The 15,178-nt window shown below is 72.4% G+C and carries 15 protein-coding genes; 11 read left to right on the forward strand and 4 right to left on the reverse strand.

Features of this window, described 5'->3' with window-relative positions:
• Positions 1 to 19: 19 nt before the first annotated feature.
• Together BLW57_RS03170 and BLW57_RS03175 are read right to left on the reverse strand one after the other, a co-directional pair.
• Positions 20 to 1,075, reverse strand: a complete 1,056-nt coding sequence (locus tag BLW57_RS03170; RefSeq protein ID WP_256339363.1) for a Gfo/Idh/MocA family protein — start codon at positions 1,073 to 1,075, stop codon at positions 20 to 22.
• 23 nt (positions 1,076 to 1,098) lie between these two features.
• Positions 1,099 to 2,541, reverse strand: coding sequence for a sugar transferase (locus tag BLW57_RS03175; protein ID WP_093471972.1), 1,443 nt, complete (start codon positions 2,539 to 2,541; stop codon positions 1,099 to 1,101).
• A gap of 342 nt (positions 2,542 to 2,883) precedes the next feature.
• Here BLW57_RS03175 and BLW57_RS03180 point away from each other — a divergent pair, with 342 nt between their 5' ends.
• The 7 genes from BLW57_RS03180 (at position 2,884) to BLW57_RS03210 (ending at position 10,186) form a co-directional block, all read left to right on the forward strand.
• Positions 2,884 to 3,732 carry a glycosyltransferase family 2 protein gene (locus tag BLW57_RS03180; protein WP_093471973.1) on the forward strand — a complete coding sequence of 283 codons (849 nt, stop codon included), beginning with the start codon at positions 2,884 to 2,886 and terminating at the stop codon, positions 3,730 to 3,732.
• A gap of 25 nt (positions 3,733 to 3,757) precedes the next feature.
• Positions 3,758 to 5,017 (forward strand): MFS transporter, encoded by a 1,260-nt coding sequence (locus BLW57_RS03185; protein ID WP_176985434.1) that lies wholly within the window; start codon positions 3,758 to 3,760, stop codon positions 5,015 to 5,017.
• A gap of 23 nt (positions 5,018 to 5,040) precedes the next feature.
• Positions 5,041 to 6,063, forward strand: coding sequence for a TolB family protein (locus BLW57_RS03190; protein WP_093471975.1), 1,023 nt, complete (start codon positions 5,041 to 5,043; stop codon positions 6,061 to 6,063).
• Between the two features lie 115 nt (positions 6,064 to 6,178).
• Entirely contained in the window at positions 6,179 to 7,126 is a 948-nt protein-coding gene (locus BLW57_RS03195; RefSeq protein ID WP_256339364.1) for an alpha/beta fold hydrolase, read from the forward strand.
• A gap of 114 nt (positions 7,127 to 7,240) precedes the next feature.
• Entirely contained in the window at positions 7,241 to 8,404 is a 1,164-nt protein-coding gene (gene metK / locus BLW57_RS03200) for a methionine adenosyltransferase (RefSeq protein ID WP_093471978.1), read from the forward strand.
• Position 8,405: 1 nt separating this feature from the next.
• Positions 8,406 to 9,422, forward strand: a complete 1,017-nt coding sequence (locus tag BLW57_RS03205) for a carbohydrate kinase family protein (RefSeq protein ID WP_093471979.1) — start codon at positions 8,406 to 8,408, stop codon at positions 9,420 to 9,422.
• On the forward strand, positions 9,419 to 10,186 hold the full coding sequence (locus BLW57_RS03210) for an SDR family NAD(P)-dependent oxidoreductase (RefSeq protein ID WP_093471981.1): 768 nt from the start codon (positions 9,419 to 9,421) through the stop codon (positions 10,184 to 10,186). The genes BLW57_RS03205 and BLW57_RS03210 overlap by 4 nt, the downstream gene beginning before the upstream one ends.
• 129 nt (positions 10,187 to 10,315) lie before the next feature.
• Here BLW57_RS03210 and BLW57_RS03215 read toward each other — a convergent pair whose 3' ends face one another.
• Positions 10,316 to 10,573 carry an acyl carrier protein gene (locus BLW57_RS03215; RefSeq protein WP_093471982.1) on the reverse strand — a complete coding sequence of 86 codons (258 nt, stop codon included), beginning with the start codon at positions 10,571 to 10,573 and terminating at the stop codon, positions 10,316 to 10,318.
• A 173-nt stretch (positions 10,574 to 10,746) separates the two neighbouring features.
• Here BLW57_RS03215 and BLW57_RS03220 point away from each other — a divergent pair, with 173 nt between their 5' ends.
• The 4 genes from BLW57_RS03220 to BLW57_RS03235 all read left to right on the forward strand — a co-directional run bounded on the left by BLW57_RS03220 (position 10,747) and on the right by BLW57_RS03235 (position 14,157).
• Positions 10,747 to 11,601, forward strand: a complete 855-nt coding sequence (locus BLW57_RS03220; protein WP_143051581.1) for a hypothetical protein — start codon at positions 10,747 to 10,749, stop codon at positions 11,599 to 11,601.
• Positions 11,598 to 12,320, forward strand: coding sequence for a 4'-phosphopantetheinyl transferase family protein (locus tag BLW57_RS03225; protein ID WP_176985435.1), 723 nt, complete (start codon positions 11,598 to 11,600; stop codon positions 12,318 to 12,320). Before BLW57_RS03220 ends, BLW57_RS03225 begins: the two co-directional genes overlap by 4 nt.
• A gap of 342 nt (positions 12,321 to 12,662) precedes the next feature.
• Positions 12,663 to 13,487, forward strand: coding sequence for an AfsR/SARP family transcriptional regulator (locus tag BLW57_RS03230; protein WP_093471987.1), 825 nt, complete (start codon positions 12,663 to 12,665; stop codon positions 13,485 to 13,487).
• Between the two features lie 85 nt (positions 13,488 to 13,572).
• Positions 13,573 to 14,157, forward strand: coding sequence for a flavodoxin family protein (locus tag BLW57_RS03235; protein ID WP_093471988.1), 585 nt, complete (start codon positions 13,573 to 13,575; stop codon positions 14,155 to 14,157).
• Between the two features lie 79 nt (positions 14,158 to 14,236).
• On the opposite strand, the gene BLW57_RS03240 is transcribed toward BLW57_RS03235, so the two are convergent.
• The gene (locus BLW57_RS03240) at positions 14,237 to 15,175 is read right to left on the reverse strand and encodes an alpha/beta hydrolase (RefSeq protein ID WP_093471990.1); all 939 of its coding nucleotides are present in this window, start codon (positions 15,173 to 15,175) and stop codon (positions 14,237 to 14,239) included.
• Positions 15,176 to 15,178: the final 3 nt, after the last annotated feature.

Here is a 15,178-nt window from a genome sequence, read left to right on the forward strand (position 1 = left end):
CTCTCGGTGGGTGGAACTGTCAATGCCCGGCGCGGAGGCCGACGACCGCGCCGCGGAACTCCAGGCTCCGGGAGGCGGCTTCGAGAATGTCCAGCACGCGCAGGCCGGCCCGGCCGTCGGTGAGCGGGGCACGCCGGTGCCGAATGGCGTCGGCGAACTCGTCGACCATGCTGCGCAGCGCTTCCTTCTCGCCGATGGCGGGGGCGACCATGTCACCGGAGCGGTACGAGACGAGCATCTCCCGGCGCTCGTCCGCGCCGATCTCCTGGGGCGCGGCCAAATCCACTCCGCGGTCGTAGACCGAGACGCGCTGGAGCGGGTTGAGGTCGTCCCAGAGCAGGGTGCGCTTGGCGCCGCCGACCATGGTGGTCCGCACCTTGGTCGGGGAGAGCCAGTTGACGTGCACGTGGGCGATGGCACCGGTGTTGAGCTGGAGTGTCAGGTAGGCGACACAGGCCTGCCCGGCGCCGATCGGGTCGGCCCCGTGGGCGGCGACGGCGACCGGTTCGACGGTGTCGGGGAGGATGAAGTCCAGGATGGAGAGGTCGTGCGGGGCCAGGTCCCACATGACGTCGATGTCCTTCTGGACGAGCCCGAGGTTGATCCGGACCGAGTCGACGAAGTGGATCTCGCCGAGTTCCCCGGAGCGGACCAGTTCCCGGATGCGGCCCACGGCGGGGGTGTAGCAGTAGGTGTGGTCGCACATCAGGGTGAGTCCGCGTTCCTCCGCCTCGGTCACCAGGCGCAGGCCGTCGGCGTAGGTCGCGGCCAGCGGCTTCTCCACGAGGACGTGCTTGTCGGCGCGCAGGGCGGCCAGGGCGATGTCGAGGTGGGTGCCGGCGGGTGTGGCCACGGCGACGGCGTCCACGGAGGGGTCGGCGAGGACGGCCGCGTAGTCCGCGGTGGCCTGGACGGTCGAGTAGCCGCCGAGGACGCGCTGGGCCCGGTCTACGTCCAGGTCGCACAGCCAGCGCAGCCGGAACCGGTCGCTGGCCTGGAAGTTGCGTACGAGGTTGGGGCCCCAGTAGCCGGCCCCGACGACCGCGACGCCCAACGGCTGCGTGGTGCTGCTCACCGTGTCCTTCTCCTTGTGGTTCATCAGTAGGCCCCCGTTCCCCGCACCACGGCCGAGCCGGTGCGCATCAGAATCACCAGGTCGAGGCCCATCGACCAGTTGTCGACGTAGCCGAGATCGAGCCGGACCGCCTCGTCCCAGGGCAGGTCGGAGCGGCCGCTCACCTGCCAGAGCCCGGTGAGGCCGGGTTTCACCAGCAGCCGGCGCTTGACCTCCGGCGTGTACTCCTCCACTTCGTCGGGCAGCGGCGGGCGCGGTCCGACGAGGGACATGTGGCCCTTGACCACGTTGATGAGCTGGGGCAGTTCGTCGAGCGAGCTGCGGCGCAGGAAGGATCCGACGCGGGTGATGCGCGGGTCCTCCTTCACCTTGAACAGCAGCCCGTCGCTGTTCTGGTTGAGGTGTTCCAGTTCCGTCCGGAGGTCCTCCGAATCCGGCCGCATCGTGCGGAACTTGAGCATGGTGAAGTGGTCGCCGTACCGGCCCACCCGCTGCTGCCTGAACAGGGCGGGCCCGGAGCTGTCCAGGCGGACGATCAGGGCGATCAGCAGCATGGGCAGGGCGAGGAACAGCAGGAGCGCCGCCGCGAGCGAACGGTCCAGCATTTCCTTCGGCAGCCGGGACATCGGAGAGAGGTTGGGTGCCTGGATGCGCAGCAACGGCACGCCGTTGGTGGGCTGTACGGTCAGCCGGGGGGCGGACACGTCGGCGAGTACGGGGGCGAGCAGGAAATCGACGTCCTGCACCGCCGCCGTCCAGGACATCCGGCGCAGTACGGAGGCGTCGAACTCGGGGGCCGGCAGCACCACCACGGTACTGACGCCCAGGGCTCGGACGGCGTCGTCGATGTCGCCGACGCCGCCGACGACGGGGAGGCCCAGCTCGCGGATCTCGGCGGCGTTCTCCGGATCGCTCAAGCACACACCGGCGACCTGGAGTTCGTGCACGCCACCGGCGCGCCGCAGGGCGGCGACCAGTTCCACGGCGGAGTGCGACGGTCCGACGAGAAGCGTCGTGCTGCGGTCCCGGCCTCGCGCCCAGCGCCGGTAGAGCCGGCGGCGGAGCGCGTAGCGGACCGGCAGGGCGAAGGCGGCGGCCGGCACGGCGGCCATGATCATGTCATGGAGAAGCCCCCAGTCGTGCGTGAACAGCCAGTGCACGCAAGCCGCCAGAGCCGGCAGCGCGACCGCACCGCGCAGCACCCGCACGTACTCCTCGGACCCCAGGCCGAGGGCACCGCGGTCGTAGGAGCGGTGGGCCAGCATCGTCACGATCCACATCGGCGGCAGCACCAGGGCGACCGCCCAGCGGCCGTACACCGCGTGGATCATTAAGGCCGCGCCGACGGCGGCGAGGCCGTCCGCGGCCAGCAGGACTAGCCGGTACTTCCGTTCCCAGCGTCTTCGGCGAGCATCCGGGATGCTCCGTTCCACAACCAGCTGCTCATGCGTGACCTCAATGGTCATGCCCCCCCCACCACATACGCGGCGATCCCTGACCGAACCGAACGGGCACATTCGGTCGCCAGTCCTTGGTCAGGGCTGAATCAGCGCCGCTGCGTCTCCTCCACGCAGCGGCACTGGAAAACGAGGGAGCTTCGACGGTTCCCCAACCGCCTCATGCCCCCCGCATGGTGCGCATTGCCGATCCTGATCCGGTTCACAAGGCCGCGCCCTGACGTCCCGCCAAGGCCGCTTCCCCCTCCCAAACCGGTCCGGCGGTCATCAATCTAGACCACTGGACGCAGTCGCGGGAACAGTTGGACGAAACACTCGGCGCACGCCTGATGACGACGCCATACTGCCCAGGTGACGAGCATCGTGATACCGGCGCACAACGAGGGGCGCGTCATCGGCCGGCTCCTCGATTCGCTGCTGACCGATCCCTCCGACGACGACACCGACATCGTGGTCGTGTGCAACGGCTGCACGGACGACACCGCCCGGATCGCGGCCGAACGGGGCCCGCGCGTACGGGTGATCGAGATTCCCGTCCCCTCCAAGCACGCCGCGCTGCGGGCCGGTGACGATCACGCGCGGGGCTTCCCGCGCGTCTATGTGGACGCCGACGTCGTGCTCACGGGCTCCGACGTACGGACGCTGACCGGACCGTTGCAGGACGACACCTCGGGCGTCCTCGCCACCGCCCCCGAACGCCGCGTCCCGCTGGCCGGCTGCGCCTGGCGGGTGCGCGCCTACTACCGGGTGTGGCAGCGGCTCCCGGCGGTGCGCGAGGGGTTGTTCGGCCGGGGGGTCATCGCGGTCTCCAAGGCCGGTCACGCCCGGATCGCCGCGCTGCCGCCGCTGATGGCGGACGACCTGGCCGCCTCCCTGGCGTTCACCCCCGAGGAACGGCTCGTCGTCCGTGAGGCGGGTGTCGTGGTGCACCCGCCGCGCACCTGGCCGGACTTGATCAGGCGACGGGTCCGGGCCGCGGTGTCCACCGCCCAGGTGGAGCGGCACCAGCCACCGGAGCAGGCCTCGGCACGGACGAGCAAGGCGGACCTGAAGGACCTGCTCCGCGGGGAGCCAAGGCTCTTCGCCGGCGTCGTCGTCTTCGTCGCGGCGGCGGTCGTCGCGCGACGGAAGGCCGAAAAGGCCATCCGCGCCGAGGACTTCGGCACCTGGCTACGGGACGAGAGCAGCCGGCAGAACTGACCGCACCGCACCGGAGTTCTTGAACATGTACCTCACCGACCGCTCCACCCCTCCCGACGCGGACACCGGGACTGCCCGAGGACGCGGCCCGGCGCGCAAGGTCGCCCCCGTGGTGCTCGTGCTGGGCACGGTCAGCCTGATCACCGACATCTCCTCCGAGATGGTCACCGCCGTCCTGCCGCTCTACCTCGTCACCCGGCTCGGCTTCAGCCCCCTCGGATTCGGCACCCTCGACGGCGTCTACAACGGTGTGAGCGCACTCGTCCAGCTCACCGGCGGCCACCTCGCCGACCGGGTGCGCAACCACAAGCTGGTGGCCGGGCTCGGCTACGGCCTGTCCGCGCTGTGCAAGCCGCTGCTCCTGCTCGCGAGCAGCGTCGGCACGCTCGGCACCGTCCTCGCCCTGGAACGGACCGGCAAGGGTCTGCGCACCGCCCCGCGGGACGCGATGATCTCCCTGTCGACACCGTCCGCGAACCAGGGCCGGGCCTTCGGCGTGCACCGGGCCATGGACACCACCGGCGCGATGCTCGGACCGCTGGCGGCCTTCCTCATCCTGCGCACGGCCGCCGACGGCTACGACGCCGTGTTCGGGGTGAGCGCGTGCGTCGCCGTGCTCGGCGTTCTCGTGCTGGTGCTGTTCGTACCGGGCAGGCGCCGGGGCGCGCCGGGGGCAGAGGAGCGCAGGCCGCCGGTCCGCGTCCGCGAGGCGCTGGCGCTGCTGCGGCTGCCTCGGCTGCGGGCCCTCGCCGGCTGTGCCGCGCTGCTCGGTCTGACCACCGTCAGCGACGCCTTCGTCTACCTGCTCCTGCAACGGCGCGCGGGCATCGGCGACGAGTGGTTCACGCTGCTGCCGCTGGGCACCGCGGCGGTGTTCCTGCTGCTGGCCGTGCCCCTCGGGGCGCTGGCGGACCGGATCGGGCGGCGCACCGTGTTCCTCGCCGGGCACGCCGGTCTGCTCACCGCCTACGCCCTGTTGCTGTGGACCCCGTCCACAGCGGCCCTCCCCCTCCTCGTGCTCGCCCTGCACGGCTCGTTCTACGCGGCCACCGACGGCGTGCTGCCGGCCGCCCTCGCCGACGTCGTGCCCGAGCAGCTGCGCGCGACCGGTCTGGCCGTCGTCGGCACCAGCCAGGCGCTGGCCCGGTTCTGCTGCTCGCTGGCCTTCGGCGCCGCCTGGACGGTGTGGGGGGACGGCCCGGCGCTGGCCGGATCGGCGGTCGGTCTGCTGTGCTGCGCCGCCGTCGCGGGCATGGTGCTGCGGCCCACCGGCGGTGAGCGATGATCTCGACGACGACAAGGATCCGGATGACACCGCTGGGCCGCCGCCTGCTCGTACTCGTCACGGCGGTACTGGTCCTCGCGGGCGTGGGCACGGGCATCGTCCTGCACGCGGCCGCACGGGCGGACCGCGTGAACCAGCCGCGGTCGGGCGGTCCCGGCGTCAGCGCGGGCAAGGTGTCGCTCGATCAGCAGGGCCGCCTGATGTTCGTCAACGCGGCCACGGGCCCGCACCGCACGGCGGTCGCGTCCGTCCCGGCCGGCGACCCCGGGTCCGGGCGCACCGCCGCGAGCCTGAAGTGCGCGCGCTTCTACGCCGCCGCCGGCACCGGCGTCTGCCTCCAGTCCGTCCCCGGCGTGCTCAAGCAGAGCAACCGGGCCCTGCTCCTGGACGCCGGTCTGCGCACGGTGCGCACCTTCCCGCTCGCGGGCAACCCGAGCCGGGCCCGGGTCTCCCCCAGCGGCCGCTTCGCCGCCTGGACCGTCTTCGTCTCCGGCGAGTCGTACTCCTCCGCCTTCTTCTCCACCCGGACCTCGATCCTGGACACCCGCACCATGCGGCTGACCCCCAGTCTGGAGACCTTCTCCATCGTCAAGGACGGCAAGCCGTACCGCGCCTCGGACGTCAACTTCTGGGGTGTCACCTTCGCCGCGGACGACGACACGTTCTACGCCACCCTCAACACCGCCAACCGCACCTACCTGGTGCGGGGTTCGCTGTCCCGGCGTGCGGTCACCACGCTGGTCCAGAACGTGGAGTGCCCGTCGCTGTCCCCCGACGGGACGCGCCTCGCCTTCAAGAAGCGGATCCTGTCGCGCACCAACCTCTGGCACGAGTACGTCCTCGATCTGAGGACGCTGCGCGAGACCGCGCTCGCCGAACGCCACAGCGTCGACGACCAGGCCACCTGGCTGGACGACCACACCCTCGCCTACGCCCTGCCCAGCGACGGGAAGGTCGGCAGCAGCGACCTGTGGAGCGTGCCCGCGGACGGCTCGGGAACCCCGCGCCTGCTGATCGCGGGCGCGTCCTCCCCCGCTCCGCTGTAGACCCGGGCCGGCGGCGTCCCTGGGGCGAACGGGGGGCATGACGGCGACAGGCCCGCGCCGGACGCCGTCGCCCCGGGAGCACGGCCGTACGCTCGGGCGCATGGTCCGGCATCGCATGATTGACGTGAACGGCGTTCGGCTGCACATCGCCGAACAGGGCGACGGCCCGCTGGTGGTGCTCCTGCACGGCTTCCCGGAATCCTGGCACTCCTGGCACCGCCAGTTCGACCCGCTGGCCGACGCCGGCTTCCGGGTGGTCGCGCCCGACCAGCGCGGTTACGGGCGCAGCGACCATCCCGAGGACGTCGGCGCGTACACCATCCTCCACCTGGTCGGCGACGTCGTCGGGCTGATCCGGACACTGGGCGAGGAGAGGGCGTACGTCGTCGGGCACGACTGGGGCGCGCCGGTCGCCTGGCACACCGCGCTGCTGCGGCCGGACGTGGTGCGCGGGGTGGCGGGCCTCAGTGTGCCGCCCCCGTTCCGCGGGACGCGGCCGCCGCTCGCCACCATGGAGGAGATGTTCGGCGGCCGGTTCTACTGGAACCACTTCGCCCGCCCCGGTGTCGCCGACGCCGAGTTCGGGGCGGACCCGCGCACCGCCCTGCGGAAGTTCTTCTTCTTCGCCTCCGGTGACGCTCCCGACGCCGGTGAGGGCAAGCAGCCGCTCGTCGACCCCGAGCGCGGCTGGCTCGCGACCATGCCCGATCCCGAGGTGCTGCCGCGGTGGTTCACCGAGGACGATCTCGACGCCCTCACCGAGAGTTTCTCCCGGGGCTTCACCGGCGCCCTCAACTGGTACCGCAACCTCGACCGCAACTGGGAGCTCACCGCTCCGTGGCACGGCGCCGTGGTGGACCGGCCCGCCCTGTACGTCTACGGCGACCGGGACGTGGTCCCCGCCTTCCCCGGCACACCCGAACTCATCGCCGAGCTGCCCGAGTTGATGCCCAGCCTGTGGCGCCCGCCCCTCGAACTGGCCGGCTGCGGGCACTGGACCCAGCAGGAACGCCCAAAGGAGGTGAACGCGGCCCTCCTCGAGTTCCTCCGGGCCTGCGGCTGAGGCCCGACCGCCCGGCCCGACAGGCCGGCCGGGCCCCTCGGCTCTCCAAGCGGTCCCCGACCGGGACCCCGCACACTGCGCGCAGTCAGCAGCCGCTGCAACCCAAGGAGAGCCGTGTCCACACGTCTGTTCACCTCGGAGTCCGTCACCGAGGGGCACCCCGACAAGATCGCCGACCAGATCAGCGACGCCGTCCTGGACCACCTGCTGGCGGCCGACCCTGCCGCCCGGGTGGCCGTCGAGACCCTGATCACCACCGGTCAGGTGCACGTCGCCGGCGAGGTCGGCACGACGGCGTACGCGCCGGTCGCCCAGCTCGTCCGGGACACGGTCCTGCGCATCGGGTACGACGCCTCGGCCAAGGGGTTCGACGGGGCGTCCTGCGGGGTGTCCGTGTCGCTCGGCGCCCAGTCGCCCGACATCGCCCAGGGGGTCGACACGGGCGGCGCGGGCGACCAGGGGCTGATGTTCGGCTACGCCTGCGACGAGACGCCGGAGCTGATGCCGCTGCCGATCCACCTCGCGCACCGGCTCTCCGCCCGCCTCGCCGAGGTGCGCCGGGACGGCACGGTGCCCTACCTGCGCCCGGACGGCAAGACGCAGGTCACCATCGAGTACGACGGTGACCGGCCCGTCCGGCTGGACACGGTGGTCGTCTCCTCGCAGCACGCGGCGAACGTCAGCCTGGACGGGCTGCTGGCGCCGGACGTGCGCAGGTACGTGGTGGAGCCGGTGCTGGCCCGGCTGGCCGAGGAGGGGGTGAAGGTGGACACCGAGGGCCACCGGCTGCTCGTCAACCCGACGGGGCGGTTCGAGATCGGCGGTCCGATGGGTGACGCGGGCCTGACCGGCCGCAAGATCATCATCGACACGTACGGCGGCATGGCCCGGCACGGCGGTGGTGCCTTCTCCGGCAAGGATCCCTCCAAGGTGGACCGTTCGGCGGCGTACGCGATGCGCTGGGTGGCCAAGAACGTGGTGGCGGCGGGCCTGGCCGCCCGCTGCGAGGTGCAGGTGGCCTACGCGATCGGCCGGGCCGAACCGGTCGGGCTGTTCATGGAGACCTTCGGCACGCACGAGGTGCCGGTCGAGCGGATCCAGGCGGCCGTCACCGAGGTCTTCGACCTGCGCCCGGCCGCGATCATCCGCGACCTCGGCCTGCTGCGGCCCATCTACGCCCAGACGGCTGCGTACGGGCACTTCGGCCGGGAGCTCCCGGACTTCACCTGGGAGCGCACGGACCGCGTGGACGCGCTGCTGTCGGCGACGGGGCTCTGACATGACGGACGCACCGACGCACCGGGGCCGCGGTTCCCGGACCCTCGCCGTCACCGGGTCCCTCGCCACCGACCATCTGCTCACCTATCCCGGGCGGTTCGTCGAGCAGTTCCTCCCCGGCCGGCTCGACCACGTGTCGCTGTCCTTCCTCGCCGACACCCTCGACGTACGGCAGGGCGGGGTCGGCGCCAACATCGCCTACGGACTGGCCGCGCTGGGGCACCGGCCGGTGCTGGTCGGCGCCGCGGGCACCGACTTCGAGCCGTACGGCCGGGCGCTCGCGGCACACGGGGTGGACGTCTCGGCGGTGCACGTCTCCGAGACCCGCCACACCGCCCGATTCATCTGCACCACGGACGCCGACGGCAACCAGCTCGCCACCTTCTACCCGGGCGCGATGGCCGAGGCGGACCGCACCGACCTGACCGAGGTGATCCGGGCCCGGGAGGTGGACTACGTCCTGATCGGGGCCGACGACCCGGCGGCGATGCTGCGCCATACCCGCGCCTGCCGCACCCTCGGGGTGCCCTTCGCCGCCGACCCGGCCCAGCAGCTCGCCCGGCTCGACGGTCCCGCGGTGCGCGAACTCGTCGACGGGGCGGACCACTTGTTCACCAACGAGTACGAGCACGACCTGCTGCTCACCCGCACCGGCTGGAGCCGTGCGCAGGTCCTCGACCGCGTCGGCACCTGGGTGACCACGCTCGGCGCCCGGGGCTGCCGGATCGAGCGGGTCACCGGCGACGGGACGGTCGTGCCGGCCGTGCCGGTGGCGACTCCGATCGACCCCACGGGGGTGGGCGACGCCTTCCGGGCCGGATACCTGGCGGGTCTGAGCCGCGGCCGGCCCGAGGCGGACCGGGCCCGTCTGGGCTGCGCCATGGCCTCGCTCGCCCTGGCCGCGGTGGGCACGCAGACGTACACCGTCGAGCCGGGCGTGCTGGGCGCGGCGCTCACCCGGGCCTACGGTCGGGACGCGGCCGCGTCGGCGGACCTGACACGAGTGGAGGCGGCATGACGGAGATCGCACTGGTGACCGGGGCCAACAAGGGGCTCGGCAAGGAGATCGCGCGGCGACTGGCCGCCGAGGGCCTGACCGTGTACCTCGGGGCCCGGGACGAGGAGCGGGGTCTCGGGGCCGCGAGGGAGCTGGCGCGGGCCGGGCGGGAAGCGGTCCCGGCCGGCGGGGACGTGCGGTTCGTCCGGCTGGACGTCACGGTGCGCGACCAGGTCGACGCGGCCGTGCGGCGGATCGAGGAGGAGTGCGGGCGACTCGACGTCCTGGTCAACAACGCGGGGATCGTCACCGAGTGGGGCGTCCCCGTGGAGGAAATCACCGAGGATCACCTGCGCCGGGCGTTCGAGGTCAACCTGTTCGGCACGGTCGCCCTGACCCAGGCCTGTCTGCCGCTGCTGCGGCGCTCGAAGGATCCGCGGGTGGTCAACCTGTCCAGCCCGCTGGGCTCGTTGAGCCTGCTGAGCGATCCCGGCGGTCACCCGGCGGCCTCCCGCGGTCTGCTCGCCTACAGCTCCTCCAAGGCGGCGCTGAACGCGGTCACGCTGGTGTACGCCGAGGCCCTGCGCGCGGAGGGGATCCGCGTCAACGCGGCCAACCCCGGGCTCGTCGCCACGGACCTGAACGCCGACTCGCCGTTCAGCCGGGGCACGCGCACGGTGGAGCAGGGTGCCGAGGTACCCGTGAGGCTGGCGCTGGGCGCGGGGGGCACGGGTGGCTTCCACGGCGGTATGGAGGGGGACGTGACCGAGCGGGTGCCGTGGTGACCGTCGGCGCGGGACGGAACGCGGGCTGAACGCGGCCCGAGAGGACGCGGGTCGCGTCGCAGCGGGACGGCCCCCGGCGGCAGAGGTGCCGCCGGGGGCCGTTCCCGTCGGAGGGTGTGCCCGGGCCGGTCAGCCGCCGGTGCGGACCGCCCCGTTCGCCAGGTCGAGCAGGTTGCGGGGCGTGCGGGCCTCGGACACGTCCTCGTCGGGCAGCACGATCCCGTACTCGTCCTGGATCGCCGCCGCCGTCTCCATGAGCGCGAGCGAGTCGTAACCCAGCTCCTCGAAAGGGGTGTCGAGCGTGGCACCGCTCACCTCGACGCCCTCCTCCTCACCGGCGCAGTCCACCAGGATGCGGCGCAGGTCCTCGATGTCCAGGGTTGCCATGGCAGTCGTCTCCTCGAAGTCCGTGTGACGTGGTCCCGGACATCGTGCGGCCACCGTCTTGGAGGCCGCTGGAACCGGTCCAGCGGCGCTCCGGTGGCCTCCCAGCCGCCCGCGATGCCGGTCTCCCACCCTGAGGAGCACCCAACGGGGGGCTTCGGAAGGGGCGGTGGGCCATGGGCACGGACGACCGGCGGGTACGGGTCGCGGGAGGCGGGGGGCCTGCCCGGACGGGAGGCGCCCGGTCGAACGGGCTGAGGGTGGTGCCCGGCGGGCTCGGTCCGCTGGAGCCCCGGCGGCTGGTCGAACACGCGGAGGCGGCGCTGGAGGTCGTCGTCGGGGCCGTGGGCGGTCCTGCCACCGGCCGCCTCGGCCGGGTGCCGTCGGACGCCGTGGGCGCCTGCTACCTCGACCTGTGGATCTGCGATCGGCTCCTGCGCCACGACGGGGGTGGCCGGTCGGCCGCGGCCCAGTGCCTCGTCCCGCTGCTGTTGCTGGAGGGCGTCGGCGGGTTGGCTGCCGCTCTCGGGGCCGGACTGCACCGGCCCGAGCCCGCGGCGGTCGAGTACCGGCGCCGGCGGCGGGTGCTGGTACGGGCGGCACGGGAGCGCTCGCCGCAGGTGTGGGGGCGGCTCGCCCGGCGGATGGACCGCCTCGCGGCGGGCGAGGACCGTCTGGCCCACCCGCTCACCGCCGTACGGCACCGCGCGCTGCCGCGTCCGCTGCCGGAACTGGTCGGCGGGCTGGAGGAGGAGCGGCACCGCCTGGCCGCCGCCGCGGCCCGCGAGCCGGCCGCCGACGTGCGGTACGGTCCCGCCGAGCGGTACGCCCTGCTGACCGCCGCGGCCGCCTGCGTCGACGGCTGGCAGCCGCGCGACACCGGTGTCCACGACGCCACCCTCGGCATCGGTGCCCGTCGCGCCCGCCTGTGCGGGGCTCTGTGCCGGCTCTCCGTGCGGCTCGATCTGCCGGTGTCCGAGGCGGCGCGTACGGCGTGGCGGGCGGACGTGCTGCGATGCGCCGTGGCGTGACGCCGCTGCTTGCCGTGGCGCCGGCGGACTCCTTCGGGCCGGTGCGGGCGGCGCTCGCCCGGTACGGCGATGTGGCCGTGCACGCGGATGCCGCGGACTGGGCCGTGGACCGGGAGGAGGAGGCCGCGCTGTGGGCGGGCGCCGAGCGCGGGCGGCTGGCCGGGCCGCTTCCCGCGCCGGTGCGGCAGCGGCTCGTGGCGTCCCGGCGGCTGGTCAGATGCGTGGCGGGGGCCGTCCTCGGGGTCGATCCGCTTCTCCTGGAACTCACCCGTGATCCGGGCGGCCGGCCCAGGCTGCGCGGGTACGCCCACCTCCAGGTGAGTCTGAGTCACACCGGGAGCCGGCTGGTGCTCGCGCTCGGTGCGGGCGGAGTGCCGGTGGGGGTGGACGTGGAGCGTGCGGACCGGCCGGTGCGGGTGGAGACACTCGCGGGCCGCATCTGTACACCCCACGAACGGGCAGTGCTGGCGGGCCTGCCGCCGGCCGGACGTCCCGCCGTACTGCTGCGGTTGTGGACCCTGAAGGAAGCCCACGCCAAGGCGCTCGGGGCCGGACTGCGGCTGCCGTTCACCGGCTTCGGATTCCGCTTGCTGGGCCGTACGGCGGTGCTGACCGACGACCGGGGGCGGCCGGTGCGGCCCGTGGAGTCGCGGTTCACGACCCATCTCACCGGCACCGGGCACCTGGTCAGCGTCGCGGCGGCTCCCCCCGCGGGGTGATTCCGCTTGGCGGACACGAACTCCGGCGGAAATTCGTACGCCTTTTCGTCGACATTGTGTGAAGACCGTCCCGGGCGCCAGTGAATGCACCCGCCAATTAGAGCAGTCCACGGCTAGTGTGACGCCGATCACTTCTGAGCCGCTGGCATTGATTGCGTTTGCTCTTATACCGTTCAAAACAGACGTGGACTGGACCATCAGGTGGTACGCGGACGGCCGCACGGGGGCACCGCGGAGCATTCTCGCCACATCCGACGTCACCTACATCATCCGTAGCGGACGGAGATCGTTTGCACGATTCGGCGGACCATTTCGCGTGCTCGAAAAACAGGGGGAAAGAAATTGAAGTTCAAACTGCTGGGACAGTTCGAAGTCGTACTGAACAACGGCCGGCCGACGACCCTGACCAGGTCGAAAGTCAGCCAGCTCCTGGGACTGCTGGTCGTGCAGAACGGCGAGTCCGTCGGAGCCCACACACTGATCGAGGAGCTGTGGGGGGAGAACGTACCGCGCAGCGCGCTGACCACCCTGCAGACGTACATCTACCACGCCCGCAAGCTCTGCGGCATCGGCCCCGGCCGCCAGTCCGTCCTGGTGACCCGGCCCGCCGGCTACAGCATCGAGGTGCCCGGCGACTCCGTCGACAGCGTCGTCTTCGAGGGCCTGGTCAACCGCGCCCGCACCGCACTCGACCAGCGGGACGCGGCGAAGGCCGCCGGGCTGCTCGACCAGGCGTTCGCCCTGTGGCGCGGCCCGGTACTGGCCGGGATGATCACGGGGCCGGTGCTCGACGCCCACCTGACCTACATCAACGAGCTGCGACTGTCCGCGCACGAGCTGCACATCGCGGCCTGCGCGCGCCTGGGCCGCCATCAGGAGATCATCCCGCGACTGCGCCTGCTGGTCGCGGAGAACCCGCTCAACGAGAGTTTCCACGCCCAGTTGATCAAGGCCCTGTACAAAAGCGCGCGGCGGGCCGAGGCCATCCAGGCCTACCGAAATCTCTGTCGCATACTCGACACGGAACTGGGCATCGAACCCGCACCGGAACTGCAGACGCTGCAGCAGGACCTCATGACCGGAATTCCGGCGGGCCAGTCCACCGACCACTCCTTCGGGCAGGTTCTGTTAGCCGAAGGAGCAGTCCCCCGACGCAGCTATTGCTGACAGCCTTGAAGCGTGCCCGAGCCGCGGCAGCGGAGATCGGGCGGGTATTCACCCACACAATTCTTGGCTGTCCGGAGGGAAACGCATGTCCGAGAACCCGGTATCCGTCGCCATCGCTTATCACAGCGGGTACGGGCACACCACGAGAATGGCCGAGGGGGTCGAGGAGGGCATCAGGTCCGTGGCGGGCGCCGCGGTCGAGGTGGTCAAGGTCGACGGCATCACCGAGGAGGACTGGGCCCGGCTCGACGCCGCCGACGCGATCATCTTCGGATCACCCACCTACATGGGTTCGGCGAGCCCCGCCTTCCACACCTTCGCCGCGGCCACCAGCGGGCGCTGGTACGGGCTGGCGTGGAAGGACAAGGTCGCGGCCGGTTTCACCACGTCCGGCGCGATGAGCGGCGACAAGCTGAACACGCTCCAGTACTTCACGGTGCTCGCCGCACAGCACGGTATGCACTGGGTGAACCTCGACCTGCTGCCCGGTGACACGGAGAACGACCTGAACCGGCTGGGCGGCTGGCTGGGGGCCATGGGCCAGTGCCCGGGCGACCAGGGTGCGGAGTCCATGCGCAAGGGCGACCTGCTCACCGCTGCCCACCTCGGGCGCCGGGTGGCGGAACACGCCCTGCTGCTGCGCACCGCGCGGGAGCGCACGGCCGCCTGACGCCGGCACCACGCACGAAGAGGGTGCCCCGGGGATGCAACCCCCGGGGCACCCTCTTGTGCCTCGTACGCCGGGCCGCTCAGTCCGCCCGCAGACCGCGGCGCAGCGCGTCGATCTGGTCGCGCACCATCCGGCGGGACACGGCGGCGTGCCCGATGCCGACGGAGGCGTGGAACGTCCCGGGGTAGTGGACCAGTTCGGTGGGCACGCCCGCCTGGATCAGCCGGTGCGCGAAGTGGATTCCCTCGTCCCTCAGCGGGTCGTACGCGCACACCCCGACGAACGCCGGCGGCAGCCCCGACAGGTCCTCCGCGCGGGCCGGGGCCGCGAGGTGGGAAGCCGGTCCGGAACCGGTGTAGTGCTTCCAGCTGAGCACCAGTGCGGACCGGTCCAGCACCGGCGTGTCCGTGAACTCCCGTGCGGAGACGGTCTCCAGGCGGTCGTCGAGCTGCGGGAAGAGCAGGTACTGGTAGCGGATGCGCGGACCGCCGGTGTCGCGGGCGCGCAGCGCCAGGGCCGCCGCCAGGGCGCCGCCCGCGCTGAACCCGCCCACACCGATCCGGTCCGGATCGACGCCCAGTTCACCGGCGTGCGCGCGGGTCCACTCCAGTGCCGCCCAGCAGTCGTCCAGGCCCGCCGGGAACGGGTGTTCGGGGGCGAGGCGGTAGTCGGGGGAGACCACCACCGCGCCCACCTGGTCCGCGATCCGGGCGGCGAACGCGCGCGGGGTGTCCAGGTCCCCGGTGACGAACCCGCCCCAGTGCGGGAAGAGGAGCGCGGGCAGCGGGTCACCGGGCCGGACTGCCGGGGCGTACGTCCGCACGGTGAGGCCGGGGCCGCCCGCGACGGGCAGCACCCGGTCGCTCACCCGGACCCGGTCGAGGTGCTCGTAGTGCGGCTGCTTGGCCATCACCTGACGCATGACCGCCCGGGCCGACTCGGGATCGGCGTAGTCCAGCGGCCGCATCCCCGGTGCCTCCGGGGCGAGTTGGGGGTCGAAGTCGTAGGAGGACGGCATGAC

This window comes from Streptomyces sp. 1222.5, assembly GCF_900105245.1.
In the GTDB taxonomy this organism is placed as follows: domain Bacteria; phylum Actinomycetota; class Actinomycetes; order Streptomycetales; family Streptomycetaceae; genus Streptomyces; species Streptomyces albidocamelliae.